Origin of the sequence: Dickeya sp. NCPPB 3274, from assembly GCF_000406205.1 — a bacterium.
GTDB lineage: Bacteria > Pseudomonadota > Gammaproteobacteria > Enterobacterales > Enterobacteriaceae > Dickeya > Dickeya fangzhongdai.
Genome location: NZ_CM001979.1, coordinates 3,097,091 through 3,110,389, shown reverse-complemented (window position 1 = coordinate 3,110,389; position 13,299 = coordinate 3,097,091). Strand labels below are relative to the sequence as shown.

Genomic DNA, 13,299 nt, shown 5'->3' with positions numbered 1-13,299 from the left:
CTCCTACCGATTATACGGGAAAATGTTATCCAGTGCCTGACAGGCTTCCTCAAATGAGCTTCGCTCAAACATTCCCTGCTGCAAAAAATGTTGCATCTGCGGATAAAGCTGTATTGCCCGATCAAGTAGCGGGTCGCTACCGGCGGCGTAAGCGCCGACATTAATCAGATCGCGGTTGCGCTGATAACTGGATAGCGACTGCTTGAATTGCCTTACCGCAGAATAATGGTTTTCATCTATTAACGCCGTCATTGCACGGCTAATAGAGGCTTCGATATCAATAGCCGGATAATGTCCGGACTCTGCCAACTGACGGGACAGCACGATATGGCCGTCCAGAATGGCGCGGGCCGAGTCGGCAATCGGATCCTGCTGGTCGTCGCCTTCGGTCAACACCGTATAAAACGCTGTGATTGAACCACCACCTGAAATACCGTTGCCTGCGCGCTCTACCAGAGCGGGCAGTTTGGCAAAAACCGACGGCGGGTAGCCTTTGGTCGCCGGCGGTTCGCCAATCGCCAGTGCGATTTCACGTTGAGCCATCGCATAACGCGTCAGCGAATCCATAATCAACAATACATGATGACCACGGTCGCGGAAATCTTCTGCGATGCGCGTAGCATAAGCCGCGCCTTGCATACGCAGCAGGGGAGAGACATCCGCCGGGGCGGCGATCACCACAGAGCGTGCAAGCCCTTCTGTGCCGAGAATGTTTTCAATGAAGTCTTTAACTTCGCGCCCACGTTCCCCGATCAGGCCGACTACGATCACATCGGCTTGAGTATAGCGCGCCATCATTCCGAGCAGCACACTTTTACCAACACCGGAACCGGCAAAAAGCCCCATACGCTGACCACGGCCCACCGTCAGCAATGCGTTGATGGCACGCACGCCAACATCCAGGACGTGTTCAATCGGCGTACGCTGGAGCGGGTTGAACGGCGCGGTCACCAGTGGCGCGGTGTAGCCGGTATCAGGCGCAGGAAAACCGTCCAACGGTTTGGCGCTGCCATCGAGTACGCGGCCCAGCAATGCCGGACCCAGCGGTAGCTGCTTGCCCTGGCTGCTACCGGAAAGACCGACGCGTTCATAGACCCGTGCTCCCGGGATGATCCCTTCGACCTCTTCAAGCGGCATCAGGAACAGTTTCTGGCCGTTAAAACCGACGACTTCGCTTTCTACTTCGTCAACCTGATTGCCGTTCTGACGCTCAATCAGGCAGGTTGAACCCAGCGGCATGTGCAGGCCGGTCGCCTCAAGCACCAATCCCGTCGCGCGCGTCAGCCGTCCATAACGGCGTATCGCAGGCGTATTGGCGATACGCTTTTCAAACGCATCAATAGAAGAGAGCCAACGGGAAAGACGCACAGTCATCAGAGTTCTCCCGGTGCTGCCAGTCGGCAAAGTTCATGCCAGCGTGTAGCAATGCTGGCGTCTAGATCCCCTTCTTCGGCGCTGACCTTGCAGCCACCGGGATGCAACTGGTTATCCGCCAACAACCGCCAGCCGTGAAGGCTGAGGGTAGGGCCGAGGTGCTGTTCCACCCGATCCAGATCCGATGGGTGTACGCGCAATTGCGGCTTGCCGCTGAACATAGGTTCCTGCTGGATCAACTGCTGTATTTGCCCCATTAACGCCGTGCCGTCACAAACCGGCGACTGGCCAATTACCTGCTTGGCGGCGGTTAAAGCCAACTGCATCAGGCGTGAGACAATGACGCTGTCCAGAGCGTCCAGCGTTTGCTGGAATTCATTGACCATTTGTTGCATCTGGGCAATAACCGGTTGCTGCTGTTGAGCCGCATCCTGTAAACCCTGCTGTGTACCGGTCTGGAGTCCGTCCTGATAACCGGCGGCGTAGCCCTGTTGCTTGCCTTCGGCAAACCCGTTCTCCCGCGCTTGTTGCAGCACCTGCTCGCGCAGGGTCGCCAGATCATCCTCCGGCTGCTGAAAGTCAGACATGCCGAAGAAGTCGTTGTCTCCCGGTTGCGCCGACGGTGACACCGGGGAAGACGACGTTGGCGTCCCCACATCCGCGACAGCGGGTGTAGGGGAGGAAAGGTCATCCAGTTTCCACGGCTGCCAGTCAAGATTGGAAGAGTTAGACAAACGCGTCATCGCCACCACCGATAATCATTTCGCCGCTGTCTGCCAGTCGACGTACAATGAGCAAAATGGCTTTCTGTTCGTTTTCCACCTGGGACATACGTACCGGACCACGGGTTGCCAGGTCGTCGCGCAGGATTTCCGCCGCACGCTGCGACATGTTGCGCAGGAACTTCTCGCGCAGCGGCTGTTCGGCACCTTTCAGCGCGATCAGCAGAGACTCGGATTCCACTTCCTGCAGCAGACGCTGGATACTGCGGTCGTCCACTTCCACCAGGTTTTCGAACAGGAACATTTCGTCGATAATTTTCTGTGCCAACTCGCCGTCGAATTCGCGTACGGCATCGATAACCGCTTCTTCGTGCTGCGTTTTCATCAGGTTGATGATCTCTGCCGCAGTACGAACACCACCCATTTTGCTGCGTTTGAGGTTTTGACCGTCCAGCAATCCGTTAAGCACTTCGGTCAGTTCCGCCAGAGCGGACGGTTGCACCCCGCCGAAGGTGGCGATACGCAACATGACGTCATTACGCATGCGCTCGTCGAAGTGGGCCAGAATATCCGCCGCCTGCGCGCGTTTGAGGTGCACCAGGATGGTGGCGATAATCTGCGGATGTTCGTCGCGGATAAGGTCGGCGGCGCTTTGCGGCTCCATAAAGTTGAGCGTTTCCATACCGGTAGAGGTTTCCTTGCTCTCAAGGATATCTTCCAGCAGGCTGGAGGCGCGCTCTTCACCCAACGCCTTGACCAGGACAGAACGAAGGTATTCGCCGGCATTCACACCTAACGCCGCATACTGCTCGGCCTCAAGATCAAACTCGCGCAACACTTCCAGCAACTCAGACTGAGAGACCTGTTTCATGTTGGCCATCGCAGTACTGAGATGCTGCACTTCGCGGGTTGAGAGGTGCGTAAAAACTTCTGCCGCGCGGTCTTCGCCGATAGTCATCAATAATACGGCGCTCTTTTCTGTACCTGTCAAACTCATAGTTCGTTACTCATCCAGTGGCGGATTACCAGCGCGACGACGCGAGGATCATTCTCGGCCAGCTCACGGACACGCTGGCTGTGCATTTCTGCATGGGCCCGCTGCTCGGATTTCCGCTGTAGCTCTTCTTCCATCGTACTGAGCGTGACGGTGACATCCGCATCCTGACCGCGCAACGAGGCGGCCGCTTCGGCTGCTTCCTGCACCTGCGCACGTCTCTGCAACTGCGGACGCACCAGTTTACGATACAGAATCCAGCCAACAATCAGCACCAGCAGCCAGCGGCCTACTTCGGTCAGCAGATCGAAGAACGCCTGTTTCTGCCAGAAGGGCAGTTCGCCGCCAGTGGCATCTGTGATGGTGAACGGTGTATTAACCACGTTCAGGGTATCACCGCGATCGCCGGAGAATCCCATGGATTCACGAACCAGCGCTTCGATTTTCTTCAGTTGGTCATCATTGAGCGCTGCCGGCTTGCCGTCCTCGCCCTGCGTGTAGTTAACCACGACAGCAACAGACAAACGCTGAATATTGCCGGTGTTCTGCTTGGTGTGCCGGATGGTGCGATCAACTTCATAGTTAATCGTCTGATCGTGGCGGCTGTTGTAGGTCTGATTAGCCGCATTGCCGGCAGACGTCTGGGTATTGGTTCCCGCCGCGTTAGCATTAGCGTTGTTTGCGTTGTTCGCATTATTGGCATTGTTTGCGTTGTTTGCCGGCGGGGTGGAAATGGGCGCAGTCGGCGCCGGTGTTGGTGTATTCGATAATGCGCCAGGCACGCCACCTACGTTAGGACCACCGCGCTGATCGCTCTGACTGGTTTGCTGAGAGCGTACCGCAGCCTGATTCGGCGTCTGGTTAGGTTGATACTGTTCATCAGTCTGTTCGCGGCTGGCGAAGTCGATCTGAGCGGTGACTTGCGCATGGACATTGCCTGCGCCGACCACTGGCGTCAGAATCGCTTCAATCCGGCGCTGGTAATTGCTTTCGACTTCATTGGCATATTTCAGCTGCGCGGCATTGAGGTCGCGTCCTGAACCGTCATTTTGCGTCAGCAGCTTACCGGTCTGGTCAACGACGGTGACCTTGTCGGCCGGCAGGCCGGCTACGCTGCTGGAAACCAGGTAGGTAATGGCGCTAATCTGGCTATCGTCAAGCGCCCGGCCAGGTTGCAGCGTAACGGTAACCGCTGCGGAAGGGGATTTCTGTTCGCGCACGAACAGCGACGGCTTGGGAATGGCCAGATGTACGCGCGCATTCTGGATCGGCCCCAGGGTTTCCATAGTTCTCGCCAGTTCGCCTTCCAGCGCGCGTTGATAGTTGATCTGCTCGCTGAACTGGCTGATGCCGAATTTTTCCTGGTCAAGCAGTTCAAAGCCAACAGCACCGCCTTTCGGTAACCCTTGCTGGGCGAGCTTCAGACGGGTTTCATAAACCTTGTCCGACGGGATCATGATGGCCGCGCCGCTTTCGGTGAAGCGGTAAGGGATATTCATTTTGCCCAGTTCGGAGACAATACTGCCACCATCACGTTCATTGAGGTTGGTGTACAACACCCGATAATCGGGGCCGCGAGCCCACAATGACAGGGCGACAACAATCGCAATAGTTGCAGCGGAGGCAATCAGTAACGGGATTTTAGGGTTGGCACGCAAACGGTTGAGTATCTCGCCAAAGCTTTTCCCACCGGTTGCGGCGCCGGATGTTAAGGCGTTCATACTCTATCTCTGCCTGGTTGCTGAACGATATGGGTAACGTTGTAACGTAACAAAACAGAACTCCCTGATTGCGCAATCATAAAAACTCATCGCCTACATTTACCGGCATGCCATTATTTTCCGTTACGCAAAAATTGATGGGTCGATAAGCTGGCATTTTTAATGTCATTTATACGATTTACTACCTTATGGATATGGTAGCGTATTGAACCTGTAAAGAGATGTATGTGAAATAAACGGCGCTAATGGCACAGTTCGTTTGCTACATATACATATGTTTATCATTTATTTGGTTTTTATATCATTCTCAATCTTTAGTTGAGGAAACAGGCATGTCTATTCAGGGTATCGACGCGGTATTGCAGCAGATGCAGATTACCGCAACCAAAGCGGCCGGTGGATCGGATTCCAACGTGGCGTCCCAGTCTGGTTTTGCCGGCGAGCTGAAAGCTGCGCTCGAAAAAATCAACGAAACGCGGACGCAGGCGCAGGCGCAAGCTGAAGCATTTACGTTGGGCAAGCCGGGGGTCGCTCTGAATGACGTCATGGTTGACAACCAGAAGGCCTCTATTGCTTTGCAAATGGGGGTTCAGGTGCGCAATAAACTGGTCTCGGCTTACCAGGAAGTCATGAACATGACGATATAATCGGCAAGCAAAACACTGCCCGGTTATATCTACTTTTTATTGATTGTTATATTCGGTTGATTGTTGCATTCGGCAAACACCCCGAGAAAAGGGTGAATGACCAATGGTTATTCACCCTGATTTTTGCCTGATTTTTTGAAGTAAAAAGAGCCCGTTCTGGGAAGTCAGGGCTTGTATACAGGAACGATGTTAATCAGGGCTGTGGTTTTCCCGGTAGTATATCGTTGGAAAACTCGGCATAAGTGTTGTTAATCGATTTTTGATTCTGCGACTGCTGGATGAGCACCGCCAGCTCCTGCATTCTGTTCTGCAGCAGTTCTTTCACCTGTGATTCCGTATCCAGTATGTCCTGAAGAAGCTGCCGGAACTGTAATTGCACCGTGCTGGGAATATTGGCAGGAACGGTAATCTGGCTGATTCTCTCTATTGACTGGATATAAACTATTTCCTGTTCAACAACATCATCCCATAATCCATTAAGCGCCATTGCCTTGATATTTCGGATGAGTTTGAGTAACCCCTGATACTCAATTAGTAATGGAGAGAGGTTTTCCATTAGCGCGTTTCCGTCGTTGGTTGATAACCAGGTCCAATTTGTTTCCAGGCATCCGCAATATTACTGAGGAGGGCCTCTACTTCTATGATTGCCTGCAAATCGTTATTGATATTGGCATGCAATAACCGACGCACCATGTAATCGTAAAGATCGGACAGGTTTTCTGCCAGCTCGCCACCTTTTTCCATATCCAGTCCGAGTTTCAACCCATTACTGATAATATCGATGGCTTTGGAAAGGGCATTCCCTTTTCCGACGATGTCATTCTGTTCAAGAAGAATTCTTGCCCGGACAAGCGCGCTCTTGGTACCGTCAAACAACATAACAATCAGTTGATGCGGACTGGCGCTCATTACTGCGCTTTCCACTCCCACCTGAGCATACGCCTGACTGACATTCTTTCTATACATGACCATGCGTTGGATAACCGATTAACAATAAATAAAAAGGTAATAACATTCGTAAGTGTATGACGTGCGATAAATCCCCGCACGTCATACATTCCTGGCTTAGTTAGCTCGAACTACTATTGGTTTTGTTAAACTGCTGCGTCAGGTAGGTACTGGTTGACGACAGTTTGGCCAGCAGAGTATTAAGCTGAGTAAACTGGGTCTTGTAACGCGCCATTGTTGAGTCAATGTTATTCTGAATACTTTGGATCTGCTTGGTCAAAGCTGCCTGGCTGGTGGTAATGCTGTTCTTGGCCGACTTAATCAGGCCATCTGACGAGTCCACAGTCTTGCTAAGGTAATTTCCAGCCTGAGTGGCAAATCCGGTAGTGGTGCCGTTGCCGACAAAGAACTGTGTCACGCTGTTGGCGCTGGTTTTCAGCGTACTTTCCAGCTTGGTGGTATCGACGGTTAGTTTACCGCTATTTGTGGGATCTTGAGTAATCCCCAAATCAGCCATAATGTGCAGAGAACCGCTACTGCTTTGGAAGTTACTCAGCAAACCCTGCAACTGCCGCTGGACGGTGCGGATAGTTCCATCACCAACCAGCGCGCCATTGCTTGACGATTGGCTACCATTGGCCTTTTCGGTCGAGCTTGGCGCGGTGTAGTTGGTCTGCGCTTTAATGACATCCAGCACGTTATTATAAGCGCTGACCCACGTCTGAACCGCTTTCTCAGTGTTGGTGATATCCGATGATACGGTCAGTGTTTCCGCTGTAGCGCTGGAGGATGTTGATTTAAGATTCAACGTTACGCCGCTGATAGCGCTACTCACGGTATTGCTCTGGCTGGTGACGGACATGCCATTCAGCGTAAACGTCGCATCTTTAGCCGCGACCTGCTCAGTAAAGCTGCCCAACGAGCTGGAAAGCGATCCGCTGACTGAAATGGTCATAGCGGATTGCGTGCCGGTATCTTTTGCCGTCAGCATCAAATAATTACTGGTACCGTTATTAATGATACTGGCACTGACGCTGCCGCCGGCATTGTTGATAGCATCACGGATATCATTTAATGATGTTTTGTCATCGGTCAGCGTAATTTTCAGCGGCGTAGACTGACTGGACTGAGCAATCGTGATCGTGCTGCTGGTGCTGGAGGTTCCCCCTGATACCAGAGCGGTCGATGCACTGCTGAAACTACCGGAAATTTGTGACTGTGCCTGAGCAAGCTGGCTGACGGAAATGCTGTAGGCTCCGGCAACCGCCGTGCTGTCGGTACTTGCGCTGAATGAGGTATTGGTGCTGGTCACCGCAGTTGAGGTGATCGTCTTCATGTTCTGCAGCGTCGTTGTGGCGCTCTGCAGGCTCTTCATCGCCGCTTCAACCGCGCTGTAGGCTGTCGCTTGTTTACTCAGACTGGTTTGCTTGTTGGTATAAGGTGTCAATCTCTGGTCTTCGACAGTTTCCAACTTGGTGAGCAGCGAACTCAAGTCAAGCGACTGACCACTGACTGACGTACCCAGGTTCATGCCTATTGATGAGATAATGCTTGCATTACTGCTAACTGTCGTAGCCATAGAGATACCCTTCCGTTTAAATTGTGAACTGACAGTCTTATCGGCACTGTATACGAAAAGTTTACAGACGTAATGTAAATTTCAGCGTAATCGTTATCCTCCCTGATTTCCATCGCGCCTGAGCCGTCTGCGGGATTTTATCCCGTCACGATGCGTATAATGCCGGGAGCAACAGCTGTAATCTGGCGTTTTCGGCTTGCCGAAGGCATTGAGTGTGTCGCCAGTATCCATTTGGTTAGTTGTCTATTCAGAAGCTTATGACAGCGTATCCACTCGTTGGATGCCCATGACCTGACCACATGACTGTGTTATCGACCGAGTATGTTGGCTCGCATGCGATGAAACCTTACATCGCGTCTTGTCAGTAAACCTGGGTCGATGCGCCAGATACCTTTATAAAGTATAGAGAGAGAATGAAGCGGGCGCTTTTCATTCGTCACCGCGCTGCCTATGTCGACGTATGACGTTTGATAAGCGCGGTGACGAACGCCGCCCTTACGGCCTCATTACATTTTATAGCAGGCCGCTGAATATGGAATGACCGATTATCACATTCCCTGCAAGTTGCCGCCTTTTCTTTATTATCCTTGCCGTAAGTGTCGGCCTGACTGGTTTTTTTCGGGGGATACGAAAATTTCAAAAAAAAACTAAAGGTTGTTTTACCCCGGCCGATACAGTTAGTGACGGTGATGACACCGGGGGCAACAGCCCATCCCCATTAATAGAGATGAAAGGAATATAATTATGGCAGTCATTAATACTAACAGTATGTCGCTGTTGGCCCAGTCCAACCTGAACAAATCACAATCTTCCCTGCAGACTGCTATCGAACGTCTGTCCTCTGGCCTGGCTATCAACAGCGCCAAAGACAACGCCGCAGGTTCTGGTATCGTTAACGGCATGACCGCTCAGATTCGTGGTCTGACCCAGGCTTCCAAAAACGCCAACGACGGTGTGTCTCTGGTACAGACCGCTGAAGGTAACCTGAACACCATCAACGACAACCTGCAGCGTATCCGTGAGCTGGCCTTACAGGCAGCGAACGACACCAACGGTACTAACGACCGTACTGCTGTCCAGACTGAAATCAACCGTCGTGTTGACGAAATCAACCGTGTTGCTGCCAGCGCAAACTTCAACGGCAAAGCGCTGCTGGACGGCACTGTTACTGCTACTGGTTTCAACATCCAGGTTGGCGCCGGCACCACTGCTAACGATGCTATCACTGTGGGCAGCGCGGCACTGATCAACGCCACCACTGGTGGTCTGGGTATCACAGCTACCAATACCGACGTATCTACTGCTGCAGGCGCTACGGCGCTGGTTGCTGCGATGGATACTGCTCTGCAGTCCATCAACACCGCTAAGGCGAACATCGGTGCGACTCTGAACCGCTTCCAGTCCACTATCGATAACCTGAGCAACACCATCAACAACCTGAGCAGCGCACGTAGCCGTATTCAGGATGCTGACTACGCGACTGAAGTATCCAACATGAGTAAGGCTCAGATTCTGCAGCAGGCTGGTACTTCTGTACTGGCTCAGGCTAACCAGGTACCGCAGACTGTTCTGAAACTGTTGCAGTAATCTCTGTTCACGCAGTGATGAATTCAGAAACCAACCCTTCGGGGTTGGTTTTTTTATTTTGTGACACAGCCGGGATAAATAAATTAATCAGAATAAAAATCGGCTTCTTAAGCGACGAAATAGGGAAGTTATAATTTGATGCTCAGAGGATTGGTGAAAAGGGTTTTCTTATATACTACAGGCAATTTTATCTCCGCATAAAGTATTGAAGGAAATTCCTTGTGACCATGCCAGATACACAACCTTTAGCGAATAATGACGACCTGGGTGAAGATACTGGTAAAACTCCATTGAGTTCGATGGCCCCTCCCGTTCCTTACACTGCACCTTTCCATCTGCAAGCCACTGCACATCTTTACGGCATCACATCGGCTGCGCCGGAAAATGCGCGCGTGCTTGAGATCGGGTGCAAGGATGGCGGCAATTTGCTGCCTTTTGCGCTGGCAAACCCCCATTCGCAGTCTGTCGGGGTCGATCTTGATGCGGAGCAAATTGAAAAAGGCAGTGCGCTGGTAAAACAGCTGGAACTGGACAATATTGCGTTATTTGCCATGGACCTCGAATCTCTGCTGGCTTGCGATCCTGGGAAATTCGATTACATCATTATCCACGGTCTGTTCAGTCTGATTGGCGGTGAAACGCGGGAAGCGTTGCTGCGATTCTGTAGCGAGCACCTGACCGCAGAAGGCATCGTCTGTTATTGCTACAACACTTATCCGGGATGGAAGACCGGCGAAATTCTGCGGGACGCCATTCAGCTTCACAGCAGTCTCGCCAATGATGAAAAGATGGCACAAGCCAGCGCCCGCGCGATGCTGACCTACCTGTCTTTGGGAACGTCTCCGGATAACCCCCAGAATGCAGCGCTGAAAACCTTTATTGAACAAGCTGAAAAACAGTCCGATGTGGATTTTGCGTTGCATTATCTGCAGGGGCTGAACCAGCCTTGCTACTTCGTTGATTTCTATTCACAGATTACCCAAACCGGCTTTGCCTATGTCGGCGATGTTCGCGCCTACACGGAACTGGCGGGGCACTACGGCGATCAGGTTTCGCGCTTGCACGAGACGATTTGCCCTGAAAATACTACCTATCTGCGCCAGCAATATCTGGATTTTGCTGTTAACCGTTCTCAGCGATTCAGCATATTGGTCCCGCAGGAAAGGTCCGGGGCGATTCTGCCTGAACCTGATCTTGCAAAACTAACGGACTTCAATTGGGCCGGAAATTTTCAGCGTGTCAGAGCGGACGACGATAGGACGTTGAATGCCCACACGTCCGGTATCGGCGAAACCATCAGCACGGAAAACCCGGTGGTATTAAGTATTCTGGATACGTTGGGGGAAGCCTGGCCAGCCAGTTTGACGTTGGATCAATTGGTCTTTAATACTCAGTTGCCGGAAAAAGAAGCGGAGAATCATCGGCAGGATGTACTGGACGCGCTAAAGAATCTTTTTGTGAAAGGGATCGGCGGCATCTACACGCGGATGGGAAATTGTTCTTACCGGAACAGTAGGCATAAGACGCTGACCGGGTTGCCCGGTATTGCCACGACCGATCTGGCATTCAATTTCTGGCATGAGCCGGTGTCGCTTGATAGTAACGAACGGCAGTTCCTGCAACAGCTGTCATCATCGACCCTGAATAAGGATAAGGCGTTTTACAGCCAGCTCTGGGCGCTGCGTAATAAAGGCGTGATATGGGGAACGCCACGCGCGTGGCGAGACTATTTGCAGGAAGCGATCGTGACGGCGGATGCCGGACAGGTTGCTGTTTATATTCAGTCGCTGGTGATGTACACCAGTGAAACCAATGCCGGCGGCTTTGTTGAACCGGAAAAATCATCGGCGCATAAAAAGAATAAGCCGCAGGATAGAAACCCGCTCAACCGGAAAGTGTACGAAGAGATTAATCGACTAACCGCTCTGGGGCAGTTTGCCGAGGTCAGAACCAAAGCGGAAGAGATTATCAGTACCTATCCCGACAACCTGTGGGTCTGGTATCCCTTCGTGAATACCTATGTCCGCACCGGCGATTTTGATGGTGCGCTGAGCATCATTACCCGAGCAATCGCCCTGATGCCTTTCAACTGGGATTTTTATGTTGATCTGGCGGTGTGTTTCTGGAAAAAGAACGAACTGCACCAAGGCATGGCGCTGACCAGAAAAGTACTGCGTTGTGATAAGCAAAAAGGGTTGGCGTGGGATACGCTGGCCGTCTTGTTGAATATCACCCATAGCCTGGATTCAGCATTTAAATGTATGGAGAAAGCGCTGCAGATTGAACCAGAAAACCCCAACTTTATCAGTCATATGGGGATGGTTTGTCATAATCTGGGGCGGAAGGACGCCATTCAGTACCACCGTAAAACCATTGAGTTGATGCCCCATGCGTTTCATCTGTACAGCAACCTGCTGTTAGGGTTGTCCCACGATGTCAACGTGACGCCGCTGGCGCTATTCCAGGAGCACCTGGCATTCGGTAAGCGCGTGGAAGAAGCGGCTGAACGCTATCATTGCCATTTTGCCTACTCCCTCGATAAAGCAGCCCAGCGCCCACTGCGCATTGGTTTTATTTCCGGCGACTTTGGCAACCATCCGGTGACGAATTTCCTGGAGCCTGTCTGGAATTCGCTTGATCGAAACACGTTCTCGCTTTACGCCTACTCAAGTTTTCAGCGTCACGATGAAAAGGCTGAGAGCCTAAAACAGACCGCGGCCGGCTGGCATGATGTCGACAAGATGGGCGATCTGGAACTGGCGACGCTCATTAATAAAGATGAAATCGACATCCTGATCGATCTGTCCGGGCATACGGCTTACAACCGGTTGCCGGTGCTGGCGCTGAAACCCGCGCCGATTCAGATGACCTGGATTGGTTATCCCGGCACTACGGGCATGAAGAGCGTTGACTATATCCTGCTTGATTTGCATTACCTCCAGGGGGGCGCGCTCGATCCATACCTGACGGAAAAAATCATTTATCTGCCTTCAGTGAAATATTTTGAGCCGGTCAAAGACAGCCCGGAGGTGAATGAACTGCCGGCATTGAAAAACGGTTATCTGACGTTTGCCAGTTTCAACCGTCCGCAGAAAATCACTGATGAAACGTTAGCCCTGTGGGCCAAGGTTCTGACGGCGATGCCGGATTCCCGGTTGATCATGGGGTACATGACGGGGCAGGAAACCATCGACTATTTCCGTGACCGGTTGGTTGAGTTTGGGGTGAAAGAAGAACAACTGTCTTTCCGCATGCGGACCGGGCTGAAAGAGTATCTGGGAATGCACCGCGAAGTGGATCTGCTGCTGGATACCTATCCCTATACCGGCGGGACCACGGTGAGTCACGCCGCCTGGATGGGCGTACCGGTGCTGACCCGTGAAGGCGAGTCCATCGCCTCACGTCAGGGTAGCGTCACCATGCGTATCCTGGGGCTGGATGACTTTATCTCGACGGAAGAAGACGAGTTTGTACAAAAGGCGCTGTACTGGCGTCAATCACTGGAAAAACTCAGTGACGTGCGTGCCGGAATCCGGGGGCGCATCGCCGCCAGAATGAATTCCGTCCTGTCGCCGTCCGTCTATTTCGAACGCGCAATACGCAATGCGTGGCAGATTTATTGCGACGGCAATGAGCCCAGAACATTCAGCATTGACTGGGAAAACGAATCATAAGCTTACGTAAAACCCGAAGGGGCTGCTTTCCACCTCGATGATAAAGCGGTGGA

General features: G+C 52.2%; 10 protein-coding genes. 3 read left to right on the top strand and 7 right to left on the bottom strand.

The features are described from left to right. Positions 1-3 precede the first annotated feature (3 nt). The 4 genes from fliI to fliF are packed head-to-tail and all read right to left on the bottom strand — an operon-like array spanning position 4 to position 4,811. Positions 4-1,374, bottom strand: coding sequence for a flagellar protein export ATPase FliI (gene fliI / locus DXX3274_RS13850; RefSeq protein WP_042860261.1), 1,371 nt, complete (start codon positions 1,372-1,374; stop codon positions 4-6). Then, positions 1,374-2,126: a flagellar assembly protein FliH gene (gene fliH / locus DXX3274_RS13845; protein WP_371206780.1), complete on the bottom strand. Its 753-nt coding sequence runs from the start codon at positions 2,124-2,126 to the stop codon at positions 1,374-1,376. Before fliH ends, fliI begins: the two co-directional genes overlap by 1 nt. After that, the gene (gene fliG / locus DXX3274_RS13840; protein WP_042860260.1) at positions 2,101-3,093 is read right to left on the bottom strand and encodes a flagellar motor switch protein FliG; all 993 of its coding nucleotides are present in this window, start codon (positions 3,091-3,093) and stop codon (positions 2,101-2,103) included. Before fliG ends, fliH begins: the two co-directional genes overlap by 26 nt. Continuing rightward, complete coding sequence (gene fliF / locus DXX3274_RS13835) at positions 3,090-4,811, bottom strand: flagellar basal-body MS-ring/collar protein FliF (protein WP_042860259.1); 1,722 nt, start codon at positions 4,809-4,811, stop codon at positions 3,090-3,092. Before fliF ends, fliG begins: the two co-directional genes overlap by 4 nt. 332 nt (positions 4,812-5,143) lie before the next feature. On the opposite strand from fliF, the gene fliE reads away from it, so the two are divergent. After that, positions 5,144-5,458 carry a flagellar hook-basal body complex protein FliE gene (gene fliE / locus DXX3274_RS13830; RefSeq protein ID WP_042860257.1) on the top strand — a complete coding sequence of 105 codons (315 nt, stop codon included), beginning with the start codon at positions 5,144-5,146 and terminating at the stop codon, positions 5,456-5,458. A gap of 193 nt (positions 5,459-5,651) precedes the next feature. Here fliE and fliT read toward each other — a convergent pair whose 3' ends face one another. The 3 genes from fliT to fliD all read right to left on the bottom strand — a co-directional run bounded on the left by fliT (position 5,652) and on the right by fliD (position 7,985). Continuing rightward, positions 5,652-6,014, bottom strand: a complete 363-nt coding sequence (gene fliT / locus DXX3274_RS13825) for a flagellar protein FliT (RefSeq protein ID WP_038667946.1) — start codon at positions 6,012-6,014, stop codon at positions 5,652-5,654. After that, on the bottom strand, positions 6,014-6,424 hold the full coding sequence (gene fliS / locus DXX3274_RS13820) for a flagellar export chaperone FliS (protein WP_042860255.1): 411 nt from the start codon (positions 6,422-6,424) through the stop codon (positions 6,014-6,016). The genes fliT and fliS overlap by 1 nt, the downstream gene beginning before the upstream one ends. 103 nt (positions 6,425-6,527) lie before the next feature. Continuing rightward, positions 6,528-7,985 (bottom strand): flagellar filament capping protein FliD, encoded by a 1,458-nt coding sequence (gene fliD / locus DXX3274_RS13815; protein WP_042860254.1) that lies wholly within the window; start codon positions 7,983-7,985, stop codon positions 6,528-6,530. Between the two features lie 744 nt (positions 7,986-8,729). Here fliD and DXX3274_RS13810 point away from each other — a divergent pair. Both DXX3274_RS13810 and DXX3274_RS13805 read left to right on the top strand, forming a co-directional pair. Beyond that, on the top strand, positions 8,730-9,572 hold the full coding sequence (locus DXX3274_RS13810; protein ID WP_042860253.1) for a flagellin: 843 nt from the start codon (positions 8,730-8,732) through the stop codon (positions 9,570-9,572). Positions 9,573-9,964: 392 nt separating this feature from the next. Next, positions 9,965-13,246 (top strand): methyltransferase regulatory domain-containing protein, encoded by a 3,282-nt coding sequence (locus tag DXX3274_RS13805; protein WP_238556043.1) that lies wholly within the window; start codon positions 9,965-9,967, stop codon positions 13,244-13,246. Positions 13,247-13,299: the final 53 nt, after the last annotated feature.